The sequence below is a fragment of the Corynebacterium sp. ACRQJ genome, from assembly GCF_022346045.1.
Taxonomy (GTDB): Bacteria; Actinomycetota; Actinomycetes; order Mycobacteriales; family Mycobacteriaceae; genus Corynebacterium; species Corynebacterium evansiae.
In genome coordinates this window covers 141,537-157,360 of the sequence record NZ_JAKRMT010000002.1, presented here as the reverse complement: position 1 = coordinate 157,360, position 15,824 = coordinate 141,537, and the positions used below count along the sequence as shown (strand labels likewise).

At 65.2% G+C, this 15,824-nt stretch carries 13 protein-coding genes; 4 read left to right on the top strand and 9 right to left on the bottom strand.

Annotated features, from left to right (window positions below; all coding sequences use genetic code 11):
- Positions 1–5: 5 nt before the first annotated feature.
- From folK to dacB, 8 genes are all read right to left on the bottom strand, one after another.
- Positions 6–569 (bottom strand): 2-amino-4-hydroxy-6-hydroxymethyldihydropteridine diphosphokinase, encoded by a 564-nt coding sequence (gene folK, locus MHX52_RS02105; protein ID WP_239316352.1) that lies wholly within the window; start codon positions 567–569, stop codon positions 6–8.
- Complete coding sequence (folB, locus tag MHX52_RS02100; protein ID WP_035004717.1) at positions 566–931, bottom strand: dihydroneopterin aldolase; 366 nt, start codon at positions 929–931, stop codon at positions 566–568. Before folB ends, folK begins: the two co-directional genes overlap by 4 nt.
- Positions 924–1,862, bottom strand: a complete 939-nt coding sequence (folP, locus tag MHX52_RS02095) for a dihydropteroate synthase (RefSeq protein WP_370642194.1) — start codon at positions 1,860–1,862, stop codon at positions 924–926. The genes folB and folP overlap by 8 nt, the downstream gene beginning before the upstream one ends.
- The gene (gene folE, locus MHX52_RS02090; protein ID WP_049049731.1) at positions 1,859–2,455 is read right to left on the bottom strand and encodes a GTP cyclohydrolase I FolE; all 597 of its coding nucleotides are present in this window, start codon (positions 2,453–2,455) and stop codon (positions 1,859–1,861) included. Before folE ends, folP begins: the two co-directional genes overlap by 4 nt.
- Positions 2,455–4,845, bottom strand: coding sequence for an ATP-dependent zinc metalloprotease FtsH (ftsH, locus tag MHX52_RS02085; protein WP_035004721.1), 2,391 nt, complete (start codon positions 4,843–4,845; stop codon positions 2,455–2,457). Before ftsH ends, folE begins: the two co-directional genes overlap by 1 nt.
- A 79-nt stretch (positions 4,846–4,924) precedes the next feature.
- Entirely contained in the window at positions 4,925–5,506 is a 582-nt protein-coding gene (gene hpt, locus MHX52_RS02080; protein WP_005296857.1) for a hypoxanthine phosphoribosyltransferase, read from the bottom strand.
- Between the two features lie 105 nt (positions 5,507–5,611).
- Positions 5,612–6,634: a tRNA lysidine(34) synthetase TilS gene (gene tilS / locus MHX52_RS02075; RefSeq protein ID WP_239316350.1), complete on the bottom strand. Its 1,023-nt coding sequence runs from the start codon at positions 6,632–6,634 to the stop codon at positions 5,612–5,614.
- Positions 6,635–6,637: 3 nt separating this feature from the next.
- Positions 6,638–7,972: a D-alanyl-D-alanine carboxypeptidase/D-alanyl-D-alanine-endopeptidase gene (dacB, locus tag MHX52_RS02070; RefSeq protein ID WP_239316348.1), complete on the bottom strand. Its 1,335-nt coding sequence runs from the start codon at positions 7,970–7,972 to the stop codon at positions 6,638–6,640.
- 46 nt (positions 7,973–8,018) lie between these two features.
- Here dacB and MHX52_RS02065 point away from each other — a divergent pair, with 46 nt between their 5' ends.
- Entirely contained in the window at positions 8,019–8,501 is a 483-nt protein-coding gene (locus MHX52_RS02065) for an inorganic diphosphatase (RefSeq protein WP_049049743.1), read from the top strand.
- On the opposite strand, the gene MHX52_RS02060 is transcribed toward MHX52_RS02065, so the two are convergent.
- Positions 8,498–10,930, bottom strand: a complete 2,433-nt coding sequence (locus tag MHX52_RS02060) for an HAD-IC family P-type ATPase (protein ID WP_239316346.1) — start codon at positions 10,928–10,930, stop codon at positions 8,498–8,500. The two genes, MHX52_RS02065 and MHX52_RS02060, sit on opposite strands and share 4 nt — an antisense overlap.
- A gap of 124 nt (positions 10,931–11,054) precedes the next feature.
- On the opposite strand from MHX52_RS02060, the gene MHX52_RS02055 reads away from it, so the two are divergent.
- Genes MHX52_RS02055 through MHX52_RS02045 form a run of 3 tightly spaced genes read left to right on the top strand, consistent with a single transcriptional unit; the run spans position 11,055 to position 15,752 of the window.
- Complete coding sequence (locus MHX52_RS02055; protein ID WP_035004725.1) at positions 11,055–11,366, top strand: rhodanese-like domain-containing protein; 312 nt, start codon at positions 11,055–11,057, stop codon at positions 11,364–11,366.
- 32 nt (positions 11,367–11,398) lie between these two features.
- Positions 11,399–11,845, top strand: coding sequence for a MarR family winged helix-turn-helix transcriptional regulator (locus MHX52_RS02050; RefSeq protein ID WP_035004727.1), 447 nt, complete (start codon positions 11,399–11,401; stop codon positions 11,843–11,845).
- Between the two features lie 7 nt (positions 11,846–11,852).
- Positions 11,853–15,752 carry a Pls/PosA family non-ribosomal peptide synthetase gene (locus MHX52_RS02045; protein WP_239316344.1) on the top strand — a complete coding sequence of 1,300 codons (3,900 nt, stop codon included), beginning with the start codon at positions 11,853–11,855 and terminating at the stop codon, positions 15,750–15,752.
- Positions 15,753–15,824 lie beyond the last annotated feature (72 nt).

Here is a 15,824-nt window from a genome sequence, read left to right as displayed (position 1 = left end):
CGTCTTTAGTTCTCGCCAGGGCCCGAAAGTTCGGATGGATCCGCCGGGACGATGGCTTCCCGTTCGGCGGGATCAACCTCTTCCAGCCATTCCAGGATGCCTCGTCCGCCCAAGGTACACCAGGGTTCCCGGGCCAGCTGCAGGTCGCTCAGCGGCACCAGCACAAACGCCCGCTCGTGGGCGTAGGGGTGCGGAATAACCAGCTCAAACCCCCACTTTCCCTGGGATTGCAGGGGCTGGGACTGGGCGTCAAAACAAAAAAGAATGTCCACATCGACGGTGCGCGGGCCCCACCGGACCTCGCGCTCCCGCCCCGCGACGGCCTCGGCAAATTGGCAGTGGTGCAGCAGCGCGAGCGGATCCAGCGACGTGCGCACGGCCACCACGGAGTTGCGGAACTCCTGCTGCTCCACCCCACCCCATGGCGGGGTGACGAAGATCCGCGACTTCTCCACAATCTCGATGGCCGGGTGCATCGCCAGCAGCTCGTAGGCGCGTTCGATCTGTGCGGTGGGGCTGCCCACGTCGCCGGGCATGTTCGAGCCGATTCCTAGGAAGGCCGTGATCATCGCTTGGACCTCCGAGCTACCACCCGCACGTCGCCGAATGGGTGGGCGATCGGCGCCTGCGGCTTGTGCACCGTGACCTCCACGGCGTACACCCCGCCCAGCTCCGCGATCTGGTCCGCGATGTTCGAGGCCAGAGTTTCGATCAGATCGTGACCCTCCTGCACCTCGACCGCGTTCACCGCGATGTCGGCCAGCTGCACGTAGTTGATCGTGTCTTCCAACGAGTCCGAATCCGCCGCAGCGCGGAAGTCCGTCCACACCACCATGTCCACGATGAACTTCTGGCCGGTGTCCTTTTCGTGCGAAAACACGCCGTGGTGGCCGAAAGCCTCCACGCCGATGAGCTCGATGCGGTCAGCCACGTCGCGCCCTCCATTGCTCGTCGATGTCGGGGCCGCGTCCGGTGGCCATTGCGTGTGCGACGTCCACTGCGGCCCGTGTCGGGGCTACTTTATGCACCCGGACGGCCCATGCGCCAACTGCCGCCGCCAGCGCGGAGGTGGCCGCCGTCGCATCGTCCGCCGATTCTGGGGTGCCGGGGTTGCCGTCGCTCGCGGGGCGCAGCGCGGTGAGGAAGCGCTTGCGCGAGGCCCCCACCAGCACCGGATAGCCCATCTGCACCAGCCGGTCGGTGGCGCCGAGCAGCTGCCAGTTTTCCTGCGGAGTCTTCGCGAACCCGATGCCGGGGTCCAGGTAGATCTGTTTCTTTGTGACGCCTACCGCCTCCGCCGCTTCGATCCTCTGCTCTAGCCAACGGATGACGTGGCCGACGATGTCCTCGCCGTGGTCGTGGTAGCCCTCGGCTCCGGCGAAGTCCGCGGCGTTTCCCTTGTTCCAGTGCATCAGAATGATCGGCAGTCCGGATTCTGCAGCCAGCGGGAGCATGTCCGGGTCCGCCAGGCCACCGGAGACGTCGTTGAGGTAGGTGACGCCCGCTTTCCAGGCGGCCCGGGCCGTGGATGCCCGCATCGTATCGATACTGGTGGCGATGCCCCGGCGGGATAACTCCTCGATGACGGGGGTGACGCGGGAGGCCTCGACCTCCGGGGCGACGCGGGTGGCGCCCGGACGGGTGGATTCCCCGCCGACGTCGATGATGTCCGCGCCGTCGGCGACCATCGCCTCGGCGTGCGCCAGCGCGGCCGCGGTGTCCGGGTAGGCCCCGCCGTCGGAGAAGGAATCCTCGGTGACGTTGAGGATGCCCATCACGAGGGTGCGCTGGGGGTTGGTCGCGCTGGGCTTGTTTGCGTTGGGGTTGTTTGCGCTGGGGTCAGTCACAGCAGAACCCGTCACGGCCGAATCAGCGCCATTGCCTCTGCACGGGAGGCCGCATTGCTCTGGAAACCGCCACGGACCGCGGAGGTCACCGTGTTGGCACCGGGCTTACGGATGCCGCGCATCGCCATGCACAGGTGCTCGGCTTCCAGCACAACGATCACTGCGGAGGGATCCAACTTGTCCACCAGCGCGTCGGCCACCTGCGAGGTCAAGCGTTCCTGAACCTGCGGGCGCTTCGCCAGGCCGTCGATCAGGCGGGCCAGCTTGGACAGGCCTGTGACCTTGCCGGATTCACCGGGGATGTATCCGATGTGCGCCTTGCCGAAGAAGGGCACCAGGTGGTGCTCACACATGGAGTAGAAGGTGATGTCGCGCACGAGCACCAGCTCGCGGTGATCCTCGCTGAAGGTCTTGCTGAGAACCTCCGTGGGGTCCTCGTACAGCCCGGCGCACGTCTCGCGGTAGGCGCGAGCCACACGGGCCGGTGTTTCCTGCAGACCTTCGCGGTCGGGGTCTTCGCCGATGGCGAAAAGGAGTTCGCGGATGGCCGCCTCTGCCCGCTCCTGATCGAAGGAGCCAGGGTCGAGCGGCTGCTGTGGGTTATTCACTACTTGTCTTCCTGCCTGTGCTGGCCACCGGACTCGTTGCCGTTGTAGCCACCGTTGTGCTTATCCCAAGGGAACGTCTGCTCCGGCATCTCGCCGCGGCGGTAACGCACCTGCGATTCCTGTGAGTCTTGCGGACGCTGCTGCTCTGCCTGCGGCTCCTGCTCGGGCTGCACAGCTTGCTTCTGCTGCGCGGGCTTCTCCGGCTGGTGATCCGGCTGCTCGTTGTCGGGCAGGCGGAAGCCGCGCTCCTCCTCCGGCGGAACCGGGCCGGCGGTGCCTTGACCCTGCTGGCCGTGCAGCGCCTGCTGGGCGTGCTGGCCCTGCTGGGTCTGTGGGAACTGCTGCTGGCCCTGCTGCAGGCGCTCGGCCTGGCGCTGCTCGTTCTGCGCCTTGCGCTTTTCCATGCGGGCACGGCGGGCAGCGGAGAAGAAATTGGTCTTCTCCGGTGGCTCCTCGCCACGCTCGCGGGCCAGCTCGACCGGGGTCTTCACCGGCTCGCGGTGATCGCACGGGCGATCCAGATCCTGCATCGGGAAGATGTCCGAGACCTCGCGGGTATCGATGCCCTCGAAGATGGCCTCCAGGTCCGGGCGGCGCAGAGTCTCCTTCTCCAGCAGCTTGGAAGCCAGGGTATCCAGATAGTCCCGGTTCTCGCGCAGCACGTCGTAGGCCACCTGCTGGGCCTTGTTCATCAGCATGCGCACCTGCTCGTCGATCTGGTTGGCCACATTCTGGGACGGCTGGTTGCCGCCCTGGCCGCCACGGCCGACAAACGGGTCGCCGTCGTCCTGGCCGTACTTCACGGCACCAACAACGGGGCTCATGCCGTACTCCACCACCATCGCGCGGGCGATGTTCGTGGCCATCTCAATATCCGCAGAAGCACCAGTGGTCGGGTTGCCGAAGACCAGTTCCTCAGCGGCGCGGCCGCCCATGGCGAAGACCAGGCGGGCGAACAGCTCGGAGCGGTTGTACATGCCCTTGTCGTCCTCGGGGGCGGTCATGGCGTGGCCACCGGTGCGGCCGCGCGCCAGGATCGTCACCTTGTAGACGCGGTCGATGTCCTTCATCGCCCAGGCAGCCAGCGTGTGGCCGCCCTCGTGGTAGGCGGTGACCTTCTTCTCGTGCTCAGAGATGATCTTCGAGCTACGGCGCGGTCCACCCACCACGCGGTCGGTGGCCTCTTCCAGCGCGTCGGCGGTAATCACGTTGCCGTCCACGCGGGCGGTCAGCAGGGCGGCCTCGTTCAGCACGTTCTCCAGATCCGCGCCGGACATGCCCGCAGTGCGCTTGGCCAGCGACTTCAGGTCCACGTCCTTGGCTAGCGGCTTATTCTTCGCGTGCACGTTCAGGATCTGCTCGCGGCCCGCCAGGTCCGGGTTGGTCACCGGGATCTGGCGGTCGAAGCGGCCCGGGCGCAGCAGCGCCGGGTCCAGAATGTCCGGACGGTTGGTGGCGGCCATCAGGATCACTCCGTCGCGGTCGCCGAAGCCGTCCATCTCCACCAGTAGCTGGTTCAGGGTCTGTTCACGCTCGTCGTGACCGCCGCCCATGCCGGCACCACGCTGGCGGCCGACCGCGTCGATCTCGTCGACGAAGATGATGCACGGCGAGTTCTCCTTCGCCTGCTTGAACAGGTCGCGCACGCGGGAGGCACCCACGCCGACGAACATCTCCACGAAGTCGGAACCGGAGATGGTGAAGAAGGGCACGCCTGCCTCACCGGCCACGGCGCGGGCCAGCAACGTCTTACCCGTACCGGGCGGGCCGTACAGCAGCACGCCGCGCGGGATCTTCGCTCCCAGCGCCTCGTAGCGGCTCGGGTCGGTCAGGAAGTCGCGGATCTCGTCCAGCTCCTCCACAGCCTCGTCGGCCCCGGCGACGTCGTCGAAGGTCGTGTCCGGGTTGTCCTTATTCAGCTGCTTGGCAGTGGACTTACCAAAGCCGAAGGCGCCCATGCCGCTGCCGCCCTGCATGCGGGACAGCATGAACATCAGCAGGCCGAAGATCAGCAGCATCGGCAGCAGCATCACCAGCAGGCTGCCCAGGAAGCTATCCTCGGTGACCTTGGTGTTGTACTTCTCCGCCTCGGACTTCTTCACCGCGTCGAAAATCTCGGGCGCCGCCCGGCCGGGGTACTTCGCGATAACCTGCTCGATGTCCTTCTTGCCTTCGACCTCGATAGAGTCCTTCAGCTTCAGCTGTACCTGCTGCTCACGATCGTTGATCTGAGCTTCCTTGACGTTCTTGTCTTCCAGCTGCTTCAGCGCTATCGAGGTCTCGACCTCGTCGTAGCCGCGGGCGTCATCAGTTAAAACACCGAACGCATAGATCGCGATGAGGATCACAGAGACAATGCCCGCGATCCTCAGTACCTTCTTCTTGTCCATATTTCCTAGAGTGTTGTTGGTTTTGAATGCCGTGCGAACAGCGCTGCCATTTGGAGCTTATTGGATTGGGGCCAGCGCTTTACTGGTAAACGCGCGGGTGCAGGGTGCCCACATAGGGCAGGTCGCGGTAGCGTTCGGCAAAGTCCAGGCCATAGCCCACAACGAACTCGTTGGGGATGTCAAAGCCGACCTCGGCCAGGTCGATCTGCACCTTCTGCGCCTCCGGCTTGCGCAGCAGCGTAACGACGGACAGCGACTTCGGGTTGCGGTTGCGCAGGTTCTTCAGCAGCCAGGAAAGGGTCAGGCCGGAGTCGATGATGTCCTCGACGATCACCACGTTGCGGCCCTCGATGTCGCGGTCCAGGTCCTTCAGGATGCGCACCACACCAGAGGAGCTGGTGGAGTTTCCGTAGGAACTCACGGCCATGAACTCCAGCTGCGTCGGAATGTCGATCGCCCGCGCGAAGTCGGTGATGAAGAACACCGCGCCCTTCAACACGCAGATCAGGATGAGGTCGTCTTCCTCGTCGCGGAAGCGGTCAGCGGTGGCCTTGGCCAGCTCGTTGATGCGGGCGTGCAGCGTTTCCTCGTCGATGAGGATACTTTCTAGATCGTCGCCGTATGGGTTTTCCGGGACATTGAAGTTCTTCTCGCTGTGCATCGCAGACCTCGTTTTCCTCGTTTGTTTCGCTGTTCTGGCTTCGCTGTCTTGGCTCCGCTGCAATGGCTTCGCCGTTTTGTGCCTGCCTGGCATTCTAGCGCGCAGCTACGACCTGGGGACAGTCGCTAACTGCAGGTACCCATCGCGACGTTGCACGACCAGGCGGTGGGTACGCCGTTGCTCGGTGGATGCAGGTAGGTTCTGGGGCCACGGCACTGCTGCCCCTCCCTGCCCCTTCCATGCGATGACCAGCGCGTCTATCGCGTTGAGGTGCGCGCTCGTGAGGGGTCCGGCTTTGTCTGCCAGCCATTGTTTGAGCACCCTACGCCGCAGTGCCGCTGGTTGCTGTTGTAGTTCGGTGCAGTTTAATGACGCCCCCTCCTCCGCCGCCTGCAGCTCCCGTCCAGCGAGCTCGTCGAGTAGCTCGACGTCTTCGCGGAGCATCCGCGCGGTGCGGGCCATGTTCGCACCGATGTGCTCCCCGAGCACATTCTGCAGGTAAGGCAGCACGCGGGTGCGGATGCGGCTGCGCAGGTAAGCATCGCTGGAGTTGTGCGGATCCTCCCACCAGCTAAGGCCTGCGGCACGGCACTCGGCCTCTGTCTCCGCGCGGGTGCAGTTCAGCAGCGGGCGACCGAGCCACGCGGCCCCTGCGGCCACGGCCGCGTGGTCGGTGTGTACGGATCGCATCCCGGCGATGGCTTCCGCCCCGGATCCGCGGACCAGCCCGATGAGCATCCCTTCTGCGTCGTCATCCGCCGTGTGAGCCACCAAGAGGGGCCGCCCGGCGGCTGCCGCACCGAGGGCTTCGTAGCGCGCCTGGCGCGCCGGCCCCTCCCCTGAGCCTTCCACTTCGACGGTGCGGATCTCCGCCGTCGCCCCTAGGGACAGCGCGGTATCCGCGGCCTGCCGCGCCACCTGTGCGGAGCCTTCCTGCAGCTGATGGTCCACCACCACCGCGTGTACCTTCACCCCGCAGCGCAGCAGGCCGTGCACCAGTGCCAGGGAGTCCGCCCCGCCGGAGAGCCCCACTGCCACCCCGGCGCGAACCTGTTCCGCGCACGCTGCGGACTCGGGGCCGGTTTCCAGCTCTCGCAGCCAGGCTCGGATCTGCGACTGCACACTCATGGCCTACTTGGCTGAACGCACCGCGTTCGCCAACCGATCCAGCGCCGGACGGGCGGAGTTGGGGTCAGACTCATTGGAGAGGAACGCAAACGTCAGCGCTCGCCCCGAGTCCGTCATAACCGTCCCGGCCAGGGCGTTCACGCCGGAAAGAGTGCCGGTCTTGGCACGCACCCAGCCGGCGGAGTCTTCCGCGCCGGAGCCGGAACCATAGCGCGCCTCCAGTGTGCCCTCCACGCTGGATACCGGCAGCATGTCCAAGATGTCGCGCACCTCCTTATTGGAGAGCACCCCATCTAGCTCGTGGGCGGTCAGGCGATTCTTCTCGCTCATGCCGGAATTGTCGAAGAGGGTCGCATCCTTGGTATCGATGCTGTGCTCCTTCAGCACGTCGAGGGTCGCGCTCGTGGCGCCCTCGAAGGTCTGCGGCTTGCCCTGGGACTCCGCAATCTCTCGGCCAATGGCTTCGGCCATGATGTTGTCGCTGTGCACCAGCATGTCGCGCAGGCGCACGTTCAGCGGCGCAGACCTAACGCTTGCGATGGGGTCTTGGTCACCGAGACTGGGCGTCACTTCCTTAGAAACAGTGACCTCCGCATCCGCGCCGAGCGCATCGGCTAGAGCGTGCCCCACATCCTCGCCCGGGTTGTGGGAGCGGGCGGAGTCGGAGGTATAAGGATCGAGGCGCCCAGCATCGAGCATGACGGCATCCAGGTTGGCGACATTGCCGCCGTCGATATCCTCGCGATCCCAGGTCTTGTTGAAAAGGTCGCCGGAACGGATCGAATTGTCCACGACGATGGAGGTCACGGCCTGGCCACCCAGCTTCTTCTTCGCCTTCTCGGCCAGCTTGGCTACCGAAGCTGCATCGGTGAAGAAGCCCTCGCCATCGCGGGACAGCGACACATCGCCATCGCTGCGCAGGATCAGCCGACCCGGATCGTTCGGATCCTGCAGTAGGTCGGTGGACCAGCGGCTATCTTCGTCCAGCGCCAGGATCGCGGCGGCCGCCGTGTACAGCTTGGTGGCAGAAGCCGGAGTGAGCTTCCGGTTCTCATCCTTCGCCCACAGCACCTCGCCGGTCTCAACATCGGTGACGGAGGCGGACAGCACCCCCAGCGCCGGATCCGCCGCGGCGCGCTGAATAGCGGCCTGCACGTCCGGCACATCCCCCTCGGGCGCGTGCATCACCGGGGTGGGCTCCGCCAGCTGCTCGGCGGCCTGCACCTCGTAGCGGCCATTCATCGACCACACCACAGCAGCCCCCACTACGACCGCCACGACGATCACGAAGGCGAGGATGCTCCACAGCCATACTTTCAGGGACTTCTGCTCACTCACTCGTTTCACCCTAGCCGAAAAAAGGCGCTCGGTTAGAATGGTGCGCATGAGCAAAAAAATCGAAGTAACCGTTGAAATCCCGAAGGGTTCCCGCAACAAGTACGAGGTCGACCACGAGACTGGCAAGGTCTACCTCGACCGCTACCTGTTCACCCCGATGGCATACCCAGCCGACTACGGCTTCATCGACCACACCCTGGGCGAGGACGGCGACCCGCTGGACGCACTGGTGATCCTGCCGGAGCCGGTCTTCCCCGGCGTGATCGTTGAGGCCCGCCCGGTTGGCGTGTTCAAGATGACCGACGAGGCCGGCGGCGACGACAAGCTGCTGTGCGTGCTGGACGACGTGCGTTTCGAGCAGTTCCAGGACATCGAGGACATCGACCAGTTCACCAAGAACGAGATCGAGCACTTCTTCGTCCACTACAAGGACCTGGAGCCGGGCAAGGAAGTCAACGGCTCCGGTTGGGGCAACGCCGAGGAAGCAGTGAAGATCCTCGACGAGGCCATCGAACGCTACAAGGGCTAACTCACAGCCGCTTGCCGGCGGGCGGCGATCTGGTGCACAACCTCAATGAGCACCGCCCCGCCCGCACCCACGGCCAACCCCGTAAGCATCAGCTTCAGGTTGCCCGTGTGCAGAATCAACAACTCACGTAGCGGCGGCACCAGGAAGATCACCAGGTAGCCGCCCACACAGCCGGCCAGCAGAAGCACCTTCCACCAATTCAGCGGCCGCGCCACAATCCCCAGCACCCACAACCCCATGACGATCAGCGCCAGCAGCACCGCAGTACCGGCCTGTTGCCGCTGAATTTCCGGCACCTCCGCTCCGGGGTAGATGATGATCCACATCGTCACGCAGATGCCGCCGATGAGCACACCGGAGGGAATCGCCAATGACAGCACGCGCCTGACGAAACCGTCCCGCGGACGTTCCGTGTTCGGAGCCAGCGAAAGTATGAACGCCGGAATGCCGATGGTGAACCAACCGGTGATCGTCACGTGAATCGGCTGGAACGGGAAAGAGATTCCCAGCACCGCCACCACCAGCGCCAGCACCACCGAGTAGACCGTTTTCGTCAGAAACAGGTGCGCCACGCGCTCGATATTGCCGATCACCCGGCGCCCCTCGGCCACCACGCGGGGCAACGCGGAGAACTTGTTCGTCAGCAGCACTAGCTGCGCCACGCTGCGCGTTGCGGGTGCGCCCGAGCCCATGGCCACGCCAATGTCTGCCTTTTTCAGTGCCAACACGTCGTTGACGCCGTCGCCGGTCATGGCCACCGTGCGGTTCTGACGGTGCAAAGATTCCACCATCTGCTGCTTTTGCTCCGGGCTGACCCGCCCGAAGACATTTCCGCGTTTGATCTCCGCATCGAAGGCTTCGTCGTCCAGGCCGTTCAGCGTGCGGGCATCCACCGCCACGAGATCCCGGTCGGTTGCCTTGCGCGCGACCGCCGCCACGGAATCCGAGTTGTCGCCGGAGATCACCTTGATGTCCACGTTCTGCTCGTCGAAGTACGCGAGCGTTTCGCGGGCGTCGGAGCGCAGTTGCTGGCGAAGCACCACGAGCACCGGTTCATTCAGTTGCGGGGCGGAATCCATGCTGAGGTCGTCCGTGTTGGCCCAGGCCTCCCCATCGGCGCCTTCGAGCTTGCCGAACACCAGGATGCGCAAACCCTGATCGCCCAGCTCCTTGGCTGTTTCTGCAGCACGACCACCTTCGCGCAAAAGCACGTCGGGGGCGCCCATGATCCAGGCGGTGGCGTCAGAGCAGGCGAACCCAGAGAACTTGTAGCGCGAGTTAAAAGGAATCTCGTGGCCCTGCCACTGTTCGGGTTCCACGCCGCGCTCGCGTAGCCCGGCCACGATAGAGCGGGCGGTGTCGTTCAGATCGTCCTGAGCGTTCAGCATGGAGGCGAGGTTGCGCGCCCAGGTTTCGTCCTCTTCGCTCCCGTCAGCAGGGCTTCCGTCGGCGGCGACGATGGAATCCAGCTCCATCTCATTGGTGGTGAGGGTGCCGGTCTTGTCGGTGCATACCGTATCGACGCGCGCGAGCCCTTCGATGGCGACGAGCTCGTTGACCAGGGCTTTGTACTTGCCAAGGCGGATCACGCCCGCAGCGAAGGCGATGGAGGTCATAAGAACCAGCCCCTCCGGCACCATCGGGACGATCGCCGCAGCCATGGAAAGGATGGATTCGCGCAGACCCGTATCGGAGCGGACCAGCTGGGTCCAGATCGTGAGGATGCCGGTCGGGATAAGCAGCCAGGTGATTACCTTGAGGATGCTGTTGATGCCGTTCATAAGCACGGAGTCGGTCAGCGAAAACTCGCTGGCCTGGGAGGCCAGGCGTGCGGCATAGGCCTCATCGCCGACCTTATCTGCGCGGAAAACGGCGGAGCCTTCGTTGACGAAGGATCCCGAGAGGATCTCGTCGCCCTCGCCCTTGCTCACAGCATCGGCCTCGCCGGTCAGCTGGGATTCGTCGACGCGCAGCGAGCCGGCCACCACCGTGCCGTCCACCACGACCTCGTCCCCGCTGCGCAGCTTGATGATGTCCCCGAGGACGACTTCGTGCTGCGGGATGGTTTTTTCCTCGCCATCGCGGATGACGCTGGGTTCCGATTCGCCGACGATACGCAGCTTGTCGAGGGTCTTCTTGGCGCGCAGCTCCTGGATCACGCCCACCGCGGAGTTAGCGATGATGAGCAGGCCGAAGGCGGCGTTGATGACCGAACCGGTGGACAGGACGATCGCGCACAGAACGCCGAGGATGGCATTGACGCGGGTGAAGATGTTGGCGCGCAGAATCTGTGCCACGCTTCGGCCGGTTCCACGGCTCTGCGCATTCACCTCGCCGCGCTGCGTGCGCTCCTCTACTTCGGCGGCCGTGAGGCCTCGCGAAGGGTCAGCCTGCACTTCGGCGCTAGCTTGCTCGCTGGCGTGCGCCACTTCAACCTCCTGCGTAAACGGCCCGGCAGGTCCCCACCGGGATGCCCCATCTATTTAACTCCACGTTATTCAACTCCACCTCGCTGGCTGCCCACCTTTGCCACCTTGCCTACAATGGGGCGCCATGAGTGATTTCGAAACAGTACAGCCCACCGATGTTCCTGCTGGCGCCCAGCTGATCGACATTCGTGAGGTGGATGAATACAACCAGTGGCACGCCGAGGGCGCGACCAACCTGCCACTCTCCGAGCTGCAGGCCCGCTACGGCGAGCTGGACCTGAACGAGGATATTTACCTGATCTGCCTCTCCGGTGGTCGCTCCGCGCGCGCCTGCCAGTGGCTGGAGCAGAATGGCATCGACGCAATCAACGTTGCTAACGGCACGGCCGGCTGGCGAGACGCCGGACTACCTATCGTGGGGCAACCCCACAATTAGACAACCCCCATAGTCAGCGTTATATTTATGGCATGTCCGAAAACACGCCGCTACCCGCTGACTTGTTGTCTTCGCCCTCATTCCAGCTTGAGCGCCTACGCCGCCGCACCCGCGACTTCGTAGAGACCGCGCTCGCGGAGAAGGGCTTCAACCTGCGCGAATTCTGGGTTCTTGCCTGCCTCGTCGATGGCGATGCAGCAAGCCAGGCCACGCTAGGCGAAATTCTTGGGGTGGACCGCTCCGACATGGTTCGCCTGGTCGACTCCCTGGAAAAGCGCTCCCTCGCCAAGAGGGTTAAGGATCCGAAGGATCGTCGCCGCCAGATCATTTCGGTGACCAAGAAGGGCACTAAGACCTACAACAGTCTCTCCCCTCTGGTCGCCTCCGCAGAGGATAAGGCGCTAGACGAATCCACTTCCAAGCAGCTTAAGCACTTGAGCAAGCTGGCCAAGGCCATCATCTCTACCGAGGAGGCCTAGGCGAAAAGTGCAAATCCCTTCCCGGTACCTCCGTTCCCACGAGGCACCGGAGCCGCGCACGCTCATCGACATTGTGCGTGCGACGGCTTCGGCGTGCCCAGAAGCCCCCGCCATCGACGACGGCAAGGGGGTTATTACCTATTCCGAGCTGCTCGACGAAATCAACGAAACCGCCGAGTGGCTGCATAACCGTGGCCTCGGGCGCGGCGACCGCATCGGCATTCGTATGCCCAGCGGCAATCGCTCGCTCTACATCGCTATTTTGTCCACCCTGGCCGTCGGTGCTGCCTATGTACCTGTTGACGCCGACGACCCCGAGGAACGAGCTTCCCTCGTCTTCGGCGAGGCGGGCGTGGCCGCAATCTACGGCGCTGACGGACTGCAGCTAGTCGATGCCAACCTGCAGGCAGATCCCGGGGCAACCTCCAACAAAGCATTCGGCCCGGACCTGGAGACCGATGCGTGGATCATTTTCACCTCCGGTTCCACCGGCAAGCCGAAGGGCGTGGCAGTCACCCACCGCAACGCGGCTGCCTTCGTGGACGCGGAAGCGGAGATGTTCCTGCAGGACGAGCCACTGGCCCCGGGGGACCGCGTGCTGGCTGGCCTCTCCGTGGCCTTCGACGCCTCCTGTGAAGAAATGTGGCTGGCATGGCGCCACGGAGCCTGCCTGGTGCCCGCCCCGCGCGCCCTGGTCCGCTCTGGCGTGGACCTGGGTCCTTGGCTGGTTTCCCGCAGCGTCACGGCCGTTTCCACTGTGCCGACCCTAGCCGGTCTCTGGCCCGATGAGGCTCTGGATGCCGTGCGTCTGCTGATCTTCGGCGGCGAGGCCTGCCCGCCGGAGCTGGCCGCCCGCCTGGCCACCGATTCCCGCGAGCTGTGGAACACTTATGGCCCGACCGAGGCCACCGTCGTGGCCTGCGGCACCACCATGGATGGGGTGCGCCCGGTTTCCATTGGCACTCCCCTGCGCGGCTGGGACCTGGCTGTCGTTAACGAAAACAACCAGCCGGTGGGCTGGGGTGAGACCGGCGAACTGATCATCGGCGGTGTCGGCCTGGCCCGCTATCTGGATCCGGAGAAGGATGCGGAGAAGTTCGCGCCCATGCCGGAGCTCGGCTGGGAGCGCGCCTACCGCTCCGGTGACCATGTGCGCCTCGAGGAAGATGGCCTGTACTTCGTCGGTCGTATCGACGACCAGGTAAAGATCGGTGGGCGTCGAATCGAACTCGGTGAGGTAGACGCCGCACTGTCCGCCCTCCCCGGAGTGCGCAGCTCCACCGTCGTGGTGCAGACCACCGGCGGCGGGGACAAGGTGCTGGTGGGGTACGTCTCCACCGAGGGCAACGTCGAGGACTTCGACCAGCAGCAGGCGCTAGACCAGCTGCGCGATTCCATGCCCGCTGCCATGGTTCCGCGCCTGTGCGCGCTGGACGAGCTGCCGGTGACGACCTCCGGCAAGGTGGACAAGAAAGCCCTGCCATGGCCGCTGCCTTCCAGTGGCAACGCGGAGTTCGACAACCCCACCCAGCAGTGGCTGGCGGGGCTGTTCGCCGACGCGCTCGGCACGGCAGTAACCAGCCCGGATGCGGACTTCTTTAACCTCGGCGGCACCTCCCTGGGTGCGGCCACGCTGATCAGCCGCGTGCGCCAGGAGGTTCCCACCGTCAGCGTGCGTGATCTCTACGATCACTCCCGCCTGGGTGCACTGGCCGAGCACATCGACTCTCTGCGCGAAAAGACCGGCGGCACGGGCTCCGGCCAGGCCGCACAGGCCAAGGACGTCACACCCGCCAAGCCGGTGGGTATCGGCACCCGCCTTGCACAAGCCCTGATCCAGGTTCCGGCGCTCACCCTCGCGGGCGCGCAGTGGGTCACCTGGATCCTGGTGTTCAACGCGATCCTGTTCCACGGTTCCTCGTGGGCAGGCGACCTGCCGTGGGTGGTCGACGTGCCTTGGGCCGTGGTCATCGCCGCGGTGATCGTCTTCGCCACCCCGCTGGGCCGCCTGCCACTGTCCGCGCTGTTGATCCGCCTGATTACGGCGGGCATCGGCGAGGGCGACTATAGGCGCGGCGGCTCTGTTCACCTGCGCATTTGGGCTGCAGAGCGCGTGGCGGATTCCTCCGGCGCGCGCGATGTCTCCGGTGCTGCATGGATTACCACTTATGCCCGTTGGCTGGGCGCGAAGGTCGGCAAGGGCGCTCAGATGCACACCCTGCCGCCCGTCACTGGCCTGCTAACCCTGGGCAAGCACTGTTCCATCGAGCAAGAAGTGGACCTTTCCGGCTACTGGCTGGAGGGCGATGTGCTGCATGTCGGCAGAATCGAGGTTGGCAAGGACGCCTCCGTCGGCGCCCGCTCCACCCTGTTCCCCGGTGCCCGCATCGGCGCCCGCGCTCACATCGAGCCCGGCTCAGCCGTCACGGGAGCCAAGAAGGTCAAGGCCGGTTCGCAGTGGGCAGGTTCGCCTGCGGTGAAGGTCGGCAAGGCCCGCAATCGTTTCCCGGAGCACGCCGCCCCGCGCCGCACCATGTGGTTCTGGCTCTACGCGCTGAGCGCCATCGCGATGTCGTTCCTGCCCCTGGTGGCTCTGTTCGTCGCTGCAGCGTTTGTGCTGTGGCTCGTTCCTGTTGACGCCCCCTTGCTGGCGCTTCCCATCGCCGCAGCTGGTGGTCTGGTGGCATTTGCAACGTACGCAGCACTGACGTGGCTGTCCGTCCGTCTCCTGTCCGCAGGCCTGAAGCCGGGCGTGGTGGCCGTGCGCAGCCTCAGCGGCTGGCGCGTGTGGGCGGTCGAGCGCCTGATGGATAGCGCCCGTACGCAGCTGTTCCCGATGTACGCCGCACAGCTGACTCCGGTGTGGTTCCGCAGCCTGGGCGCCAAGGTGGGCAAGGATGCGGAGATCTCCACCGCCGTGATGGTGCCGCGCTTCGCCGAGGTGCGCGAGGGCGCGTTCCTGGCGGACGACACGATGGTCGGCGGCTACGAGCTCGGCGGTGGCGGCTGGATGCTCACCGGTAACACGAAGGTGGGTAAGCGATCCTTCCTGGGCAACTCCGGCATCGCCGGCCCGGATCGCACGCTGAAGAAGAACTCTCTGGTGGCCGTGCTCTCCTCTACCCCGGTGAAGACGAAGTCCGGCAGCAACTGGCTGGGCTCCCCGCCGGAGCGCCTGCGCCGCGTGGCCGTGGAGGCCGGCGGAGAGTCCCGCACCTACAACCCGGGCTTCGGCCTGAAGGTGGCTCGCGGCATCGTGGAGACCCTCCGCTTGCTCGCCCCGATGACCTCCGCCGCGATTGCCGCGGGTGTGGTACTGGCGCTGCAGTGGATGCTGGTAAACCAGGGCATCTGGCAGACCTTCGCGGTTTCCGGCCTGGTTCTGGTCGGCGCTGGGTTCGTGGCTGCGGCGGTGACGGTGCTGATGAAGTGGCTGTGTGTGCAGCGCATCAAGCCGGGCGAGCACGAACTATGGTCGGCCTTCGTGTGGCTCAACGAACTGCAGGATCAGTTCGTGGAGACCGTGGCCGGCCCCTGGTTCCTGGCGCACACGATGGGCACTGGCAGCCTGAACATGTTCCTGCGTGCACTGGGCGCGAAGATTGGCCGGGGCGCTTGGTTGGATTCCTATTGGCTGCCGGAGGCGGACCTGGTCAGCATTGGCCGGGGTGCCAGCGTGGGCCCGGGTTGTGTGGTGCAGACGCACCTGTTCCAGGACCGCGTGATGAGCCTGGATACCGTCACCCTGGGAGACGGTGCGACAATGGGCCCCCACAGCGTGGCTCTGCCCGCCGCCGCAATCGAGCAGGCGGCGACGGTCGGCCCGGCGTCACTAGTTATGCGCGGCGACCACGTGCCCGCCGCAACGAAGTGGCAGGGCAACCCGATCGAGATCGTGGAGAGTTAGCCTCCAAAAACTCAAGCCCCAGTCGCCCTTGTAGGGCAGCCGGGGCTTGTTCGCGTACTGGCTCGGTCCGGC